The organism is Streptomyces sp. JLSY215, from assembly GCF_059682825.1.
In genome coordinates this window covers 6,251,820-6,267,799 of sequence record NZ_CM185022.1, presented here as the reverse complement: position 1 = coordinate 6,267,799, position 15,980 = coordinate 6,251,820, and the positions used below count along the sequence as shown (strand labels likewise).

Sequence of the window (15,980 nt, the reverse complement as noted above, 5' to 3'; positions counted from 1 at the left end):
GCGGGGGGGGGGGGCGGGGGGGCGGGGGCCCAGTCAGCCGCGTACTCCGCGCAGGACCATCCCCACCGCCGCCTCTGTGATCTCGTCCGGATTCTCGGCCGCGCCGAGTTCGATACGGCGGACCGCGGCGTCGACCACGCCCTGCAGGAGCATGGCGGCGAGTCGGGGCTGGTCGTGGCCGAGCGTGGCGAGGGCCTCGACGATCATGGCGATGAGTCCGCCGTGCGCGGCGCGGATCTTCTCCCGCGCACCGGCGTCCAGTTCGCCGGCCGAGATGGCCACGACGGCACGGTGGCGCCGGTCGCCGACCAGCGCCAGCTGCCGGCGCACATACGCCTCGATCTTCTCCTCGGGCGTCCCGGCACGCTCCATCGCCGCCTCGACCTCCGCGGCCCAGACCGGGAAATCGACGGCGCACAGCTCTTCGACCACGGCCGCGCGGGAGCGGAAGTACTCGTAAACGGAGGAACGCGCGAGTCCCGTGCGCTCGGCGAGGGCGGGGAAGGTCAGCGCTTCCGTTCCGCCTTCGGACAGCAGGGTGCGGGCAGCGTCCAGGAGGGCGCCGCGCTGCATCGTCCGGTGCTCGGCCACAGAGGCCGCTCGAATCCTTGGCACATCCCCACTCTACGGATGGCACGCCCGTCGCGGCACTCCGCCCGTCTCCCCGGCGCGGGGAGTTTCACCGTCCGACGTCAGCGAGTTTCGCCCGGAGCTGCAGTACGGACTTGGTGTGGATCTGGCTCACCCTGCTCTCCGTGACGCCGAGGACGTTGCCGATCTCGGCGAGCGTGAGGCCCTCGTAGTAGTAGAGGGTGACCACGGTCTTCTCGCGATCGGGAAGGGTGTTGATCGCGCGCGCGAGCAGTCGCCGCAGCTCTCGGTCCTCGGCGATTTCCACGGGGTTCTCGGCGGCGGTGTCCTCCAGCGTGTCCATGAGGCTGAGGCGTTCACCGCCCTCGCCGCCGACGTGCAGCAGTTCTTCCAGCGCCACCACGTTGGCCAGGGACAGCTGGCTGAACACCCCGTGGAGTTCCTCCAGCGCGATGCCCATCTCGTCGGCGACCTCCGCCTCGGACGGGGTGCGGCGCAGCTGTGCCTCGAGGGTCGCGTACGCCCGTTCCACGGCTCGGGCCTTCTGCCGTACGGACCGTGGGATCCAGTCCAGCGCGCGCAGCTCGTCGATCATGGCGCCCCGGATGCGGGTGATCGCGTAGGTCTCGAACTTGATGGAGCGTTCCGGCTCGAATTTCTCGATGGCGTCGATCAGGCCGAAGACTCCTGAGGAGACGAAATCGGCCTGTTCGACGTTGGGGGGCAGCCCGACGCTGACGCGGCCGGCGACGTACTTGACCAGCGGGGAGTAGTGCAGGATCAGCTGCTCGCGCAACCGGCCGTCGCCCGATGCCTTGTAGGAGCGCCACAGCTCGTCGAGCGAGGAGGGCGCGGCGGGGCGCACGCTGCCGCGCGCGGCGGGTGGTACAGCCGCGCGGTCAGACCCGGAGGTGTGCTGGGGCATTCGTCGCCTTGAGCCGTTCTGCCGAGACGCTGGATGGGTGGACGGTTGAGGGGTGAAGTGCCTGTGAGCGTAGCGTGACCATAGCGTTGCGGTGCGCGAGGAAGAGAGGATCGGGTGTGCGCAGATACGTTCCGCTGCCCGCACCTCAGGGTTACCTCGTTGGACGCGGCGGTCCCAGGACTCGGCGCCGGGCCCGGTCCTCCGAGGAGCCGGGCGGCTGGGCGCCAGGACGTGGCGGGCGGGATCCTGTGCGCCCGTTGCGCCGCAGCACCGCCTTCCGACAGGTCGGCACCGCGCGCCGAAGCAAGGCAAACCTGGATTCTGCGGTCATTCCCCTCACCCTTTCACCCGTTCGCCCCAGGTCAAGTACCGCCTCGCCGGGAACCTTCGGTGGTCTCGGCGCGTCGCGCCAACTCCCAGCGGTCACCGCACCTTTGAACGAATCCGAGCGACTGCAACTCGACGAGCTTGCTCTGCGCGATATCGCGGGGCGTGCCCGACTCCCTGGCCAGGTGGGCGGTATCCGCTCCTCCGCGGGCGGGCAGGGCTTCCAGCACGCGGGCCGCTGTGGGGTCCAGGAGGTCGCGGGCGAGGGTCGGCCCATGCCGATGGGGGCCGAGGTCGCCGATGCTGCCGACGAGTTCGACGACCTCATCGGCGTCGGTGACCAGCACCGCCTCACCGCGCAGGAGTTGATGCACACCCGCTGACAGGCCGCTGGTGACGGGCCCCGGCACCCCCATGGTGAACCGTCCCAGGGCCAGCGCCCGCCGGGCGGTGACCAGTGAGCCGCTGCGGAGTTCGGCCTCCACGACGACGGTTCCGCGGGTGAGTGCGGCAATGACGCGGTTGCGCTGGATGAAGCTTCTCTGCACTTCGCAAGTTCGTGGTCCGGGGCTGATCATGTTTTCTCCTCAGCGCGGTGGGCGGGGAGGCCAAGGTCCACGACTGGTCGTTTGGATAGCCGCGCTGCTTCGGCTTGCTTGGCGTGTACGAAGGTCAGAGTGATGTCGATGCCTTCGACTTCGCCGAGCCATTGCTCTTCCTGTGCGCGCTTGCGGCGGAGAAGGAGGTCCTTCTCGATCTCGGCGAGACGAGGAAGCAATTTGGGGTTGACCTGCAGCATCGGGCAGCGGATGCAGGCATGCTCGTGCTGGCAGGGGGTGCCGTAGGGGCGAGCGCAGTTGCCGAGTTCGACCTTGCGCTTGTCGAAGTGCTCTTCGAAGTCGGCCCACTCTTCGAGGCTGACCTCCGCGTACTCCTCCGCGGGCCGCAGGCTCCGGCGATGGTTGAGGAAACGCTGGTAGTGGGCGACAACGTCCTCAGCAAAGACGGCGACATAGCCCTGGAGCGTCTGCAGGTTGAGGTGGCCGAGCAAGGCCGCGCCGATGTGGATCGGGAGACCGCCGTTAACGACCTCGGTCGCGAAGAGCCTGCGGAAGTCGTGCGGGGTGAAGGTCAGATCAGCGAAGGCCGGGTTGGTGTCGGCCAGTTCCTCGCAGCTGCGGGCAAGCATATGCAGCACCGTGGTGGGCGCCATGACGCCGTGGACGGTGCCCATCTGCCGTTGGAAGAGAAACGGCATGGGCTCTGACCAGGTCTTTTCGTGGGGATCGTAGCGGCTGAGGACCCGGATTGTCCTGCCGCCCGCAGTGTGCCGGCGGATGATCTGGGCTATCGCGTGGAAGAGATCCGCAGACATCGGGATCACGCGTTCCCGTTCGCTCTTCGATGGAGCCACGACCAGGAGCGCGATGACCTCGCCGTTCGGTCGCTGGTATTGCCGGATGCTGAGGTGGGTGAGTTCCACGAGTTCCTCAACTCGGATGCCACTGTGACGGAGGACTTCCACCAGGGCCCACTCCCAGAACGCCGTCTCCTCAGCAGCAGTGACGTCGATCGTCTCGCCACTGTCATCGATGACGCGGACCGGTGGGTCCTCTTCTGTCCTGGCCCGACTCTGGTCCCGCCCGGAGTTCGTGCGCTGGTAGGAACGCCCCGCGTGGACGAAGGGCTCCCCAAGCTCGACTTTCCCGGCTGCTTCAAGCAGGCCGGTCAGGTATTCGTGCCGGGCCTCGATGTGGGCGGACAAGACAGGAAGAAGCGGTTGACGGGCTCGGACTCGTTCCGCCATGCGCCGGTTGACCTCGCGCTTTCGCTTGGCGAAGCCCTTCAGGTCGCGACGTCGGACAGGGCAGGGAGCGACCCAGTGGGCCCACTGTTCGGGTTCGCCGATCGACCAGCTGTGCAGGTCCATGTAGAGGGCGCGAACCGCGAGGAGGATGCTGGAGGCGTCCTTGCGTTGCTTCGTCTTGTCCTTGTCCCAGAGCTGGATCTCCGCCCGCCACTGGTCATAGACCTCGCTGCTGATGTGGAGATCCTGCTGGCCGGGATTGACGGCTTCGATCTTCGCCCAGAACTGGCTCGCCAACCGCCGAGCCAAGCCTTCGACCGTGACGTAGTCAGTTTCGGCCCTCCGTCGGGTGAGGTAGTCGATCAGCAACTGCCGAACGCCCTGATGACGGATCTGGTAGCGGTCGACAAGCTCCGTAATACTTCGCTGACCTGCATAGATGAAGGCACGGAGCGTCGGCGGGGTTCCCGGCGGAAAGTGCGCCATGCCGTGAAGTACCTGCCATGCGCCAAGGGCGGCGAAGCGTTTGTGATCGCCCCTGGCACCGTGGTTGACCCCCAGGCGCCGTGTCTCCACCGAATAGTGCAGCAGGGCCGACGGCGTCAGGTCGGCCAGGGCAATGCCCTGCGTGGTCAACGCGACCGCGACGTCGAACTTGGCTCTGCCCTTGTGGATGTTGCGGAAGTGCTCGGTCGAGTCGACCGCCGCGTAGAACTTGTCCAGCAGGCGGTCGTTCTGGATCTCACGGAACGAGCTCGTATAGGTCCGGAATGTGTTCGCCCTGAAACCGGCAACGGATGGCCTGATCACCCGAAGACAGAAGATCCACTTCAGTGCACCGATCAGGTTGGACCTGCCAGTGTGGTCGCCCGGACGCGCCAGGACAGCAACAGAAGGGGCGCCTTCAGCGTCGAAGCCGGCAGCCTGCCATCGCTCCTGCCAAGTGTCGCCTGGGTGCTCACTCAGGTGGCTGAGCAATGCCTGAACACCGCTCAGATACTTCTGGACATTCGAAGGCCGGATATCCCGCTTCACCAGCAGGCATAGTTCCCTCGCCGGGGCTCGGGATAGGTCGCCAAACGGCCCAGGAGTGACCTTGGGCAGCGGGGCCGGTGCCGCTTTCAGCGTTGCGTCGAACCGCGATGCGGGGGCCGGGATGAACGGCTCCTCGCGGTAGTTCGTGCGCCGATTGCGCAGGCTGTAGGTGTCCAAGTCGGTCTGGATGTCAGCCACCGAACACCGCCTTGAAGTCCTCCGGGTCGTAGCCCGGCGCGATGGTGCGCTCGACCCGAGGCCGGTTGTAGTGGGCCTGGAGAGCATCGAAAAGATCCTCGACGCGGGCCCGCAGGTAGCGGCCGGTGGTTGCCAGATCTCCATGGCGGAGGACGGCCCGCACTTCGACCAGCGTGAGGTTCGGGTCGTTTGCCATCCGCTCGGCAGCGGTGTGGCGAAGATCGTGCAGGGTCCAGTTGGTGCCCAGCTTGTCGTTGACGCGCTGGATGACGCGACGCATCGCCCAATAGCTCAGCGGCTTGTCCGGTCCACGACGTGTTCGGAAGACCGGCTCGCCCGCCGGCGGCAGGCCCCTGGCATCGAGGTAGGCGGCGAGCACCACCAGGGACTGAGGGCTGGTGGGGATCGGCTCGCGGAGCTTGGTGCCCTTGGAGATGACGTAGACGAGCTGGCCTTGCCAGTCGATGTCCGAAGGCGTGACGCCGAGGAGCTCCTCGGCACGGGCCCCGCTAGCGACATAGAGCAGCACCGCGGCGCGGTCACGGTCGTGGTTCATCGTCGCGAAGAACTCGTCCCACATCGCGTCCGGAATCGCGCGGGGCTCAGCTTTGGGCATCCGCTGTCGCAGGCGGGCCCGGCGGAAGAGCCGCACGGGGTCATCCGGGTCGTGGTGGGCCATCGCGGCCCGACGGCCCTGCGACGCCGGGACGGGGTTGATCACAGGACCTCGGCCCTGCTCACGGTGGAACTCGTAGAAACTGCTGACGACGGTCAGCCCGTGGTTGATAGTGCTGGGCGCATAGCCGGCCTTCAGATACCGCTTGCCAGTCCGCGGGTTAACCGCGCCCGGCTGGGGAGTGTTCTGCTTGCTCCGGCGCCGCTGCGGGTTCGGCGCCGATCGCAGCCACCCGACCATGGCGGCCACCTCTGCCTCAGTGGCCTTCTCCCACGGGATGTCCAACAGCCACAGAACCCGGAACCAGCGCAGCAAATCGAACGCGTAACTACGTCCGGTAGCAGGGCTGTTGTCGCTGAGGGCCAGATCCCGCAGGTACGGCACCACCGGCTCAACAGGGCTCCCGCTCTTCCCAACCACGACGTACGGCGGGTGCTGAGTCTCTAACTGGATCACAGAGCCGATCCGGGGTACATCTCCCCGTCCCTCCATCAGCTCGTGATGCAGGTTCACCGTCACACAGACCTCCATGAGCGCACAGGCTTCACCTGAACGGCAGACATCATGAAGGTGCAGTTAACACACCGGCTTCGGGTGGGGTGGGCGCCGGGCGGTAACTCGCCCACCAGCAAGCCCTGTTCGGCGATCCGGCCGACCAATTCGGTGTGCCCGCGGGGGTAGGCGTAGTCGACGCCGGAGGCCAGTACGGCCGCGGTCGCGCCGTCCGCGGCCAGCGCACCTCGGTGGGCGGCGCCATCGACGCCGTACGCGGCTCCGGAAACGACCGTCCAGCCGCGTTCGGCCAGGCCGGCGGCGAGGGTGGCGGCGAGGTGGGCGCCGTATTCGGTGCAGGCTCGCGCGCCGACGATGGCGACGGAGCGCAGCGCCCAGAAACGGAGGTTCGCGGGGCCGCGTACCCACAGGCCGATGGGGCGGCCGTCGCCGAGGTCGTCGAGCTGGCCGGGCCATTCGTTGTCGCCGGGGATGACGAAGCGGCCGCCGAGGGCGGCGACCGCGGCCAGGTCGGCGGCGGGCTCGATACGCGCCGCGCGCAGCTTCAGTCCCGCGATCTTGTCGGGGTTCGCGCCCTCGGGCGGGTCGGCATCGCCGGACAGCGCACGCCAGAGGGCTTCCGGGCCCAGTTCGCGCAGCCAGCGGCCGGCGGTTTCATCGCCCGGCTCAAGGATGCGGGTGAGCGCCGCGCGCGCCGTGCGCTGTAGCCCGTACGTGTCGGCGTGCGCCGCTTGCTGGTCGGTGGCTGCGTCGTCCGGTGTGGTGTTGATTGCTTCGTGGGTGGTGAATCCCCATGCGTCGATACCGTTCATCACGTCTCCTGCTCGTCCGGAGGCCGCGTGGTCACGCGGCCCTAATGGTGATCCCCAAGGCGGCCGCCGTAGTGGCGAGGTGGGCGGGTGCGGGCCGGAGGACCGCCGTTTTCGGATGGCCCGGCGAGGCTCTGGGCCATCCGCTTCCTCCGGGGGCCCGCCCCCCTCCCCCACCCCCCCCGTATGCGCAGCAGCTCATGGATCAGCTCAGGACTGGCTGACCACCTCATGGCCCCGCCGACCCGCTGCGCCGGACCCATTGCTCCCGCCCTCCGCGCCCGGCACCCCACCCGCCATGGCGACCAGCGCCCAAGGACCGGGACCGGCGCCCTGGCGGGTGTCGCGCTGCGTCAGGACATCGCCGGCGCGGGTGCCGTCGGCGACACCGCATTGCCGCGCCGTACGCCCGTGCGGAGCTCCAGGGCCCAGTTGACGTCGTCCTTCGTGGGCCGGTCGTGGCCGGAGAGGTCGGCGGCCGTCCAGGCGACACGGAGGACGCGGTCCAGGCCGCGGGCAGTCAGGAGGCCGCATTCCAGGTCGCGTTCGGCCTGGGCCAGGGCTCCGGGGTCAACCTGCCAACGGGTTCTCAGCTCATGTCCTGGTACTTCGCTGTTGGTGTTCCAGGGGGTGTCGGCGAAGCGGGCTGCGGCTCGTTCGCGGGCGGACCGTACGCGTTCGCCGACCGAGGCGGTGGATTCGGCGCCGCGGCCGAGTGCGACCAGCTCGGAGCGGGCGACCGGTTCCACGGCGATCCGCAGGTCGATGCGGTCCATCAGCGGCCCGGACAGCCTCGCCCGGTAGCGGCGGATCGAGGAGGGTCGGCATTCGCAGCCGCCTCCGGTGGTGCCGTGTCTGCCGCAGGGACACGGGTTCGCGGCAAGCGCCAGCAGGAAGCGGGCGGGCATCCGCATCATGCCGGCGGACCGGGCGACGACCACATGGCCCGATTCCAACGGCTGCCGCAGGGCGTCCAGGACGCGGGCGCTGCACTCGGCCGCCTCGTCCACGAACAACACCCCGTGATGGGCGAGGGAGACGGCTCCGGGGCGCGGCAGTCCGGTGCCACCGCCGACGAGGGACGCCATGGTCGCGGAGTGGTGCGGGGCACAGTAGGGCGGCCGGTCGACGAGTGGTTGTCCCGGCGGGAGCGTGCCGGCTACCGAGTGGACGGCGGTGACCTCCAGGGATTCCTTGGGTGACAGGGGCGGCAGCAGGCCGGGGAGGCGTTCGGCGAGCATGGTCTTGCCCGCTCCGGGCGGGCCTTTGAAGAAGATGTGGTGCCGTCCTGCCGCAGCCACTTCCAGAGCGCGCCGGGCATTGTGCTGGCCCGCGACGTCCGCGAGGTCGAGGACGCGGCCGGTGGGCGGCAGTCCGGCGCAGACGCCCGTGCCGGGAACGACCAGGCCGGACAGGAGTGGATCGGGCCGGCCTTCGGCGGGGGCGTCGTCGTCCTCGTCGGGCACGGGTTCGTCGGCGAGGACGGCGATGAGCTGGCGCAGGCTGCGGACGCCGAGCACCGAGATGCCGGGGACGAGTGCGGCCTCGGCGGCGGTGCGTTCAGGCACCACTACCTGGCGGTATCCGGCGTCGGCCGCGGCCAGTACGGCGGGCAGTACGCCGCGTACGGGACGGACGCGGCCGTCCAGGCCCAGCTCGCCGATCATCATCAGGTCGGTGAGTTCGCGGGGGTCGAGACGTTCGGCGGCGCCGAGGACCGCGCAGGCCACGGCCAGGTCGAAGCCGCTGCCGCTTTTGGGTACGGATGCCGGGCTGAGGCCTACGGTGAGTTTCTTCTGGGGCCATTCGGCTCCGGAATTCACGACTGCGGCGCGCACCCGGTCCTTGGACTCGACCAGGCTCTTGTCGGGCAGTCCGACCAGGGTGAAGGCCGCGACGCCGGGCTCCAGGTCGGCCTGGACCTCGACGGCAACGCCTTCGACGCCGACCAGGGCGACGGAACAGGTGCGGGCGAACCCCATCAGGCCACCCCTCGTACGTGTTCGACGACGGGGGCGCCGCGGGCGGGGAGCAGCACGCCGATGACGTCGATGCGGACGCCGCCCGGTGGTGGGCCGCCGTGCCGCTCCAGCCAGCGCTCGGCCAGCCGCCGTAGCCGCTCGGTCTTCTCGGCGCGTACCGCCGCCATGGGGTGTTCGTACACGGCCGCGCGGCGGGTTTTGACCTCGCAGACGACCAGGGCGTCACCGTCGGCCGCCACGATGTCGATCTCGCCGTCCCGGCATCGCCAGTTGCGGTCCAGGATCCGCATCCCGGCTTCGAGGAGCCGTCGGGCGGCCAGGTCCTCGCCGTAGCGCCCGAGCGCCCGCCGGGAGCCCGACGTAGCGGTCGGCGCAGTGGTCGAGACGCCCGACGTAGCGGTCGAGGGAGTGGGGGACGGGGAAGGCGAAGGGGAAACGGAGGGCGAAGTAGCCCTTGAGGTCGCAGTCGCGGCCGTCCGGCGCTGTGCCGCCCCGCTCCCCCGCCGCCGGCGTCCCGTCTGCCCTGTGCCGCCCGCGGCCCCCGTGCCCCCCGTGATCCCTGCGGTCCGTCGTGTGTTCCCGGTCCGTCGTGTGTTCCCGGTCCGTCGTGTGTTCCCGGCCCCCTGGCCGGTGTGCGTGGCGTTCATTCGGCACCACCTCCGGCACCGACTGTGACGCGTCCGCACAGATGTATTGGATCTTGGTGGATAACCGGTCAGGTGTGGATAACTCCGTCACCCGCAGGGGGCACCTACCGCTCCGCCCTCAGCTTCCCGGCAGCTCGAGATCGCTCTTGTTGAGCTCCTCGATGTTCACGTCCTTGAATGTGAGGACGCGCACCTGCTTAACGAAGCGGGCCGGGCGGTACATGTCCCAGACCCAGGCGTCGGCCATGGAGACCTCGAAGAAGACCTCGCCCTGAACCGAGTGCACCTGCATTTCGTAGTCGTTGGTGAGGTAGAAACGACGCTCGGTCTCGATCACATATTTGAACAGCCCGACGACGTCGCGGTACTCCCGGTAGAGCTTCAGCTCCATCTCGGTCTCGTACTTCTCGAGGTCCTCGGCGCTCATGGCAGATCCCCTTCAGCCGTGCGTTCCCCTATTGTGCGTCAGACCCTCTCGGTCTCCAGGATCACCGGCGCACTCGGGGGCCCTTCGTCGAGCAGTGTGCGCAGCAGCTCGGCGAGTCTGGTCGGATACACCGTCTCATGCGACGCCGACAGTTCCTTCGCCGTCCACCACCTCAGTCCCGAGACACTGCGTCGCTCCAGGTCAGTCTGCCCGCCCATATCGGTGGCAGTCCGGTCCGTACGTCCCAGGTAATACCACTCGTCCTGGTCCCAGCGCCGCCCGTCGAAGGGAAACGAACAGTGACGTTTCCACAGGACGGGGCCGAGGACGGCGTCGGTGATCCCGGTCTCCTCGGCGAGTTCGCGGCGGGCGGCCTCTTCGTGGGTCTCGGCGCCCTCCAGACCGCCTCCGGGGGTGAACCACCAGGTGGCGGAGGGATCATCCGGTTCGAAGCCGTGCAGCAGCAGGATCCGGTCGTCGGGGTCGAGCAGCACGATGCGGGAGACCTGGCGGCGAGCCGGGGCCGTGTCGTCGGGGGCGGCGGCCGAGGGCTCAGTCATGGGTGCGGCCCTTGCGGGAGGTACGCCGGGCGATGGGGCCGTAGGCGGCGCCGCCGAGGATGAGGACCGCGCCGGCGAGGACGGCGAGGGCGATGGGCTGGACGGGGCCGGGCTGCGAGACACCGCCGGGAAGGGCGGCGAAGCTGCTGGGGCGCTGCATCATGCCGAGGCTGCCGAGCGGCCAGGCACGGGCGTCGACGCGGGCCTGGACGGCGCTGCGGGGTATGGAGCCCTGGTCGCCGTCGTTGAGGTGGACGCGGGAGTCGAGGGAGTCGCTGCGGTGGTCGCCGAGGAGGAAGAGCTGGCCGTTGGGGACCTTGGCCTTGAAGCCGATGGGTGAGGCGGGTCCGTTGCCCTGCAGATACGGTTCCTCGACGGGCTTGCCGTTGACGGTGAGCTTGCCGGGCTCGGTGCAGCAGGCGATCTTGTCGCCACCGACGCCGACGACGCGCTTGACCATCGTCAGGTCGCCCCAGGCCTTGTCCTTGAAGACGACGACGTCGCCGCGGCGTATCTCGGCGCCGTCCACCTTCTCGGCCAGGACCCGGGCCCCGACGGCGATCGTCGGCGACATCGAATCGGTCGGCACCGTGTAGGGGCGGTAGATCAGCGCCGCCCATACGAAGCCGCCCAGGAACAGCACACAGCCGGCGGCCACGGCCAGACCGGACAGCACACTGCCCGTGGTCCGGCCGCGGCCGTCGGTCCTGCGTTCCGTACTGCTGCTCATCCCAGCACTCCCACCCTGCGGGCGGGCGCCCGCGTTCGAAGATCTGGGACGGCACCCTACCTGGGGTAACGCTCCTTGGTCAGCACCTGGGTGCGGTCCCTGGTCAGCCTCCGGCGGCGCCGGATCACGAGGGGTACGGCACCGGCGAGACCCAGCGTGGCCGGGGCCGCGGCCATGGCCTTGTTGATGCCGGGCTGGTCGAAGGTGTCGGGCACCGGGAGCGTGGCCCAACGGTTGATGGGCCAGGCGATGGTGAAGGCGCGGCCGACGACCTCGTCGACCGAGACCGTGCCGTTGCCCTTGAGGTTCTGGTGGTAGCGGGAGTCGAGGGAGTCGTCGCGGTGGTCGCCCATGACCCAGATGCGGTCCTTGGGGACCTTGATCGGGCCGAAGGGGCGGTCACCGCAGGGGGTGGCGCCGGGGAAGATGTACGAGTCTTCCTTGAGCGCCTTGCCGTTGACCTTCACCGGACCGGTGCCATGGCACTCAACGGTGTCGCCGCCGACCGCGATGACCCGCTTGATCAGGTCCTTTTCCTCGGCGGACGGCATCAGGCCGATGAAGCTGAGGACCTTCTGGACGGGGTTGGGCTCGGGGGTGGGCGCTTCGTTGAGCCAGCCGCCCGGGTCGTGGAAGACGACGACCTCGCCGCGCTGCGGCTTCGACCCGAACCACGGTGTCAGCTTGTCGACCAGCACCCGGTCCCCGCGCTGCAGGGTGTCCTGCATGGAGTCGGAGGGGATGGAGAACGCCTGCACCAGGAAGGTCTTGATCAGCAGCGCGAGGAGCAGGGCGATGCCGATGAGGATCGGCAGCTCCTTCCAGAAGGCCCGTGGCTTCCTGGCCTTCGTCACCCTGCCGCCCTCCTTCTCGTCGGCCGCCTCGAACGGGCCGGCGTCGTCCAGGGAGCCGGACGTGCCGGTCCCTGCTGACCGCTGTGACTGTGGCTGATGCACGGACCTCGTCGTCTGGCGCGGGGGTTCACCCCGTCCCGCCGGCTCCTCGGGCTCTTCGGTTCCGGACCGCGCGCCGACCGCCAAGTCCCCCACATCTGCTCCTCACTCCGCGCATTCGCCCGCCCGTCAACCGGTGCAGGCCCACCACTCCCATAACGAGCGGGAGTTCCGCAGGGGTCGGGAGTACAGCCAAACTCTCGGGAGACAGCCTATGTGGCGGGTCCGCGGCCGCAGCCTTGGCGCCCGGCGCGTCGTGCACTGTCCTGAAGGTGTCGGGCTCTTCCAGGCTCCGCCAGTGGCTGAACGGCCAGCCGATCCATTCGGCCTCGCCCACGACGTTGTCCTCCGAGACCGTGCCACGGTACGGCTCGTCGAGGTGGAAGCGCGAATCCGCGGAGTCGGAGCGGTGGTCACCCATCACGAAGATCCGTCCGGTGGGGACGGTGACGGTGAATTTCAGCGTGGAGGGCGGGTTGCCGCTGTGGACGTACCGTTCGGTCAGCGGGGTGCCGTTGACGGTGATACGCCCCTGTTTGTCGCAGCATTTCACGGTGTCGCCGCCGACCCCGATCACCCGCTTGATCAGGTCTTTCTCGTCGGCGGAGGGCAGCAGTCCGATGAAGGTCATGAGGTCCTTGAACTGCTTGACGCCGACCGGCGGGTCGTCGCCGATGCGGCTCTTCTCGTCCGGGGGCAGCCAGCCTCCGGGGTCCTTGAAGACGACGACGTCGCCGCGTTCGGGCTTGGCGCCGAACCAGGGGGTGAGCTTGTCGACCAGCACCCGGTCGCCGATCTTGATCGTGTTCTCCATGGAACCCGACGGGATCACGAACGCCTGGACCAGGAAGGTCTTCAGTACGAGGGCGATGGCCAGCGCCACGCCGATGAGGATGGGGATTTCCTTGAGGTAGGAACGCTGCCGGCGGCGTTTGATGCGCTTGGCCTGGCGGCGCCGCTCGGCCCGTCCGCCGGTCCGGGGGGAGCTCCCGCCGGGCTCGTCGACGACGCCCGCGCGCTCGCCGGTGCCGGCCTCGGGGCCGTTCGCCGGGGGGTTCTGGTGCCCGTGACGGGGCTTGCCGCGGTTACCCACGGGGGCCTGCCGGGGCGGGTATGCCGTCGAAGGAGCGCGGGGTGTCGAGGGTGGTCCAGCGGCCGACGGGCCAGCTGATCCAGTCGGCGCGGCCGATCACCTTGCCGACCGGTACGGTGCCGCCGCCGGCCTCGCCGAGGTGGTCGCGGGAGTCGCTGGATCTCGAGCGGTGGTCGCCCATCACCCACAGCTTCCCTTCCGGCACCACGACGTCGAAGTCCACCGAGGACGGCGCGTCCCCCGGATGGAGATAGCCCTCGCTGACGGGCTTGCCGTTCACTTTGATCCGCCCCCGTTTGTCACAGCAGGTCACGTGGTCACCGCCGACGCCGATCACCCGCTTGACGTAGTCGGTGTCCGCGGGCCGGGCCAGTCCCAGCGCCGCGCCGGCACCGCGGAGCAGCGCCGTGCCGGGATTCTCCCCTGCGTTGCTGTGAACGAAAGACCCCGTGCCGTCGAATACCACGACATCGCCCCGTTCCGGCTCGCTGCCGAAACGGTACGCCAGCTTGTTGACCAGCACCCGGTCCCCGATCCGCAAGGTGTTCTCCATGGAGGAGCTGGGGATCAGAAACGGCTGCACGACGAACGTGCTGAGGAGGAAGAGGAAGGCCAGGCAGCAGGCGAAGAGGGTGAGCGGCCGGTAGCGGAGGTCGGCCGCCCGCGCGAGAAAACGCGCGGAGCGCGACCGCTGCTCCGGCCCCTGGTCGGGGGCGGGAGAGGGGTCGCGCTCCGTGAGCTGTGCGTCGGTGTCCATCGGGCCCTGAGCCTATCCGGCTGGTTCCGGACGCCGTACGTGAGCTTGGCTACGCGTTGCTCCGGCGCAAAAAATCGCGGTCCGGTGCGGCGACGCTCAGTTGTCGCGCTTCTCCTTGATCTTCGCGGCCTTGCCGCGGAGCTCACGCAGGAAGTACAGCTTGGCGCGACGGACGTCACCGCGGGTCACGACCTCGATCTTCTCGACGATCGGGGTGTGGACCGGGAAGGTGCGCTCGACGCCGACGGAGAAGCTGACCTTGCGGACCGTGAAGGTCTCGCGCACGCCGGAGCCCTGACGGCGGATGACAACGCCCTTGAACTGCTGCACACGGGAGCGGTTGCCCTCGATGACGCGGACGTGGACGTTGACGGTGTCACCCGGGCGGAAGGCCGGGATGTCGCTGCGCTTCGACGCGGCGTCGACGGAGTCGAGAAGGTGCATGACCTACTGCTTTCTTCGCTGATGCCACAGGTCATCAGCGGGATATCGGAAAAGGATGTTCTGGTTGCCGTTCCGTCGGGCGGGCGTCGTTCCCCCTGTGGCAGGGGCGCGCGCCGGACGCACACAGCAGCGGCCTATTCTTCCACGGCCTCGCTCGTGCGCCCAAATCGGCCGTCCGTTCCCGGTGCCCAGCCCAGCGCGGCGAGGATTTCGCGGTCCTTTTTGTCGAACGCGGCGGGGTCGGACCGCTCGATCAGGTCGGGCCGGTTCCGGTCGGTGCGGCGGAAGGCCTCGTCGCGGCGCCAGCGGGCGATCTTGCCGTGGTGGCCGCTGAGGAGGACGTCGGGGATCGTGCGGCCGCGCCACTCGGGGGGCTTGGTGTAGACGGGGCCCTCCAGGAGGTCGGCCATCGCACCGGGTGCGAAGGAGTCGTCCTGGTGGGAGGCGGCGTTGCCGAGGACGCCGGGCAGCAGCCGGGCGATGGCCTCGACCATGACGAGCACCGGGGCCTCACCGCCGGCCAGGACGTAGTCACCGATGGAGACCTCCCGGACGTCCAGGCGGTCGCCGTACTCCTCGATGACGCGGCGGTCGATGCCTTCGTAGCGGGCCGGGGTGAACACCAGCCAGGGCGCTTCGGAGAGTTCGACGGCGAGCTGCTGGGTGAAGGGCGCGCCGCTGGGCGTGGGGACGACCACGATGGGCTGCCCCTCGCCGGAGGCGAGGATGTCGTCCAGCGCCTCGCCCCAGGGCTCGGGCTTCATGACCATGCCGGGGCCGCCGCCGTAGGGGGTGTCGTCGACGGTGTTGTGCTTGTCGTGCGCCCATTCCCGCAGGTCGTGGATGCGTACGTCGAGGCGGCCGCGGGCGCGGGCCTTGCCGACGAGGGAGACGTTCAGCGGTTCGAGGTATTCGGGGAAGATCGTGACGACGTCGAGCCGCATCAGCTGTCCTCGTCGGTGGTGGCGCGGCTGGAGGCGATCTCCGCCTGGCTGTCGTCGAGGAGGCCGGGCGGCGGGTCGATGACCGCACGCTGCTCCTCCAGGTCGATCTCCGGGACGATCTCGGCAACGAACGGGATCATGACCTCGCCGCCGTCGGGCTTCTTGACGATCAGCAGGTCCTGGTAGGGCAGGTGGGAGACCTCGGTGATCCGGCCGACGGCGGTGCCGTCGCGGGTGACGACGTCGAGGTCGATCAGCTGGTGGTCGTAGAACTCCTCGGGGTCCTCGGGGACCTCCTCGGGGTCGACCTCGGCGATCAGCAGGGTGTTGCGCAGCGCTTCGGCGGCCGTGCGGTCGGCGACGCCTTCGAAGCGCAGCAGCAGGCGGCCGCTGTGGACCCGGCCGGTGGCGATGGTGAGCGGTCCGACGGAGGACGGGTCGGTGGCGAGGACCGCTCCGGGGGCGAGCCGCAGTTCGGGCTCGTCGGTGCGCACCTCTACGGTGACCTCGCCCTTGATGCCGTGGGCGCGACCGATTCGGGCAACTACCAGTTGCACTGCTG

At 69.2% G+C, this 15,980-nt stretch carries 14 protein-coding genes and 3 pseudogenes; all 17 read right to left on the bottom strand.

Translation table 11 applies throughout. The features are described 5' to 3' along the window. Nucleotides 1–33 precede the first annotated feature (33 nt). The 17 genes and pseudogenes from AC5677_RS28060 to rimM all read right to left on the bottom strand — a co-directional run bounded on the left by AC5677_RS28060 (nt 34) and on the right by rimM (nt 15,975). Complete coding sequence (locus AC5677_RS28060) at nt 34–573, bottom strand: TetR/AcrR family transcriptional regulator (protein ID WP_497196784.1); 540 nt, start codon at nt 571–573, stop codon at nt 34–36. Between the two features lie 106 nt (nt 574–679). After that, on the bottom strand, nt 680–1,516 hold the full coding sequence (gene whiG / locus AC5677_RS28055; protein ID WP_362712685.1) for an RNA polymerase sigma factor WhiG: 837 nt from the start codon (nt 1,514–1,516) through the stop codon (nt 680–682). A 362-nt stretch (nt 1,517–1,878) separates the two neighbouring features. Then, nucleotides 1,879–2,379, bottom strand: a pseudogene (locus AC5677_RS28050) (DNA-processing protein DprA); the annotation flags it as partial. Between the two features lie 38 nt (nt 2,380–2,417). Continuing rightward, entirely contained in the window at nt 2,418–4,883 is a 2,466-nt protein-coding gene (locus AC5677_RS28045) for a tyrosine-type recombinase/integrase (protein WP_497190685.1), read from the bottom strand. Continuing rightward, nucleotides 4,876–6,078, bottom strand: coding sequence for a tyrosine-type recombinase/integrase (locus tag AC5677_RS28040; protein WP_497190684.1), 1,203 nt, complete (start codon nt 6,076–6,078; stop codon nt 4,876–4,878). Before AC5677_RS28040 ends, AC5677_RS28045 begins: the two co-directional genes overlap by 8 nt. Before the next feature lie 59 nt (nt 6,079–6,137). Further along, a pseudogene (locus AC5677_RS28035) lies at nt 6,138–6,884 on the bottom strand (DNA-processing protein DprA); the annotation flags it as partial. 350 nt (nt 6,885–7,234) lie between these two features. Then, nucleotides 7,235–8,863 (bottom strand): YifB family Mg chelatase-like AAA ATPase, encoded by a 1,629-nt coding sequence (locus AC5677_RS28030; RefSeq protein ID WP_497190683.1) that lies wholly within the window; start codon nt 8,861–8,863, stop codon nt 7,235–7,237. After that, nucleotides 8,863–9,216, bottom strand: a pseudogene (locus AC5677_RS28025) (YraN family protein); the annotation flags it as partial. The pseudogene AC5677_RS28025 and the gene AC5677_RS28030, both read right to left, overlap by 1 nt. A gap of 412 nt (nt 9,217–9,628) precedes the next feature. Continuing rightward, nucleotides 9,629–9,937: a DUF2469 domain-containing protein gene (locus AC5677_RS28020; protein WP_005311352.1), complete on the bottom strand. Its 309-nt coding sequence runs from the start codon at nt 9,935–9,937 to the stop codon at nt 9,629–9,631. A 38-nt stretch (nt 9,938–9,975) separates the two neighbouring features. Continuing rightward, nucleotides 9,976–10,497, bottom strand: a complete 522-nt coding sequence (locus tag AC5677_RS28015; RefSeq protein ID WP_497190682.1) for an NUDIX hydrolase — start codon at nt 10,495–10,497, stop codon at nt 9,976–9,978. After that, nucleotides 10,490–11,227, bottom strand: a complete 738-nt coding sequence (gene lepB, locus AC5677_RS28010) for a signal peptidase I (protein ID WP_497190681.1) — start codon at nt 11,225–11,227, stop codon at nt 10,490–10,492. Before lepB (AC5677_RS28010) ends, AC5677_RS28015 begins: the two co-directional genes overlap by 8 nt. A gap of 56 nt (nt 11,228–11,283) precedes the next feature. Beyond that, entirely contained in the window at nt 11,284–12,267 is a 984-nt protein-coding gene (gene lepB, locus AC5677_RS28005; RefSeq protein WP_497196783.1) for a signal peptidase I, read from the bottom strand. Next, nucleotides 12,209–13,273, bottom strand: a complete 1,065-nt coding sequence (gene lepB / locus AC5677_RS28000) for a signal peptidase I (RefSeq protein WP_497190680.1) — start codon at nt 13,271–13,273, stop codon at nt 12,209–12,211. The genes lepB (AC5677_RS28005) and lepB (AC5677_RS28000) overlap by 59 nt, the downstream gene beginning before the upstream one ends. Beyond that, nucleotides 13,266–14,030 (bottom strand): signal peptidase I, encoded by a 765-nt coding sequence (gene lepB, locus AC5677_RS27995; protein ID WP_497190679.1) that lies wholly within the window; start codon nt 14,028–14,030, stop codon nt 13,266–13,268. Before lepB (AC5677_RS27995) ends, lepB (AC5677_RS28000) begins: the two co-directional genes overlap by 8 nt. 96 nt (nt 14,031–14,126) lie before the next feature. Then, on the bottom strand, nt 14,127–14,474 hold the full coding sequence (rplS, locus tag AC5677_RS27990; protein WP_467937873.1) for a 50S ribosomal protein L19: 348 nt from the start codon (nt 14,472–14,474) through the stop codon (nt 14,127–14,129). Between the two features lie 134 nt (nt 14,475–14,608). After that, a complete protein-coding gene (gene trmD / locus AC5677_RS27985) occupies nt 14,609–15,418 on the bottom strand; it encodes a tRNA (guanosine(37)-N1)-methyltransferase TrmD (protein WP_497190678.1) in 810 nt (269 codons plus the stop codon). Further along, nucleotides 15,418–15,975, bottom strand: a complete 558-nt coding sequence (gene rimM, locus AC5677_RS27980) for a ribosome maturation factor RimM (protein ID WP_497190677.1) — start codon at nt 15,973–15,975, stop codon at nt 15,418–15,420. Before rimM ends, trmD begins: the two co-directional genes overlap by 1 nt. Nucleotides 15,976–15,980 lie beyond the last annotated feature (5 nt).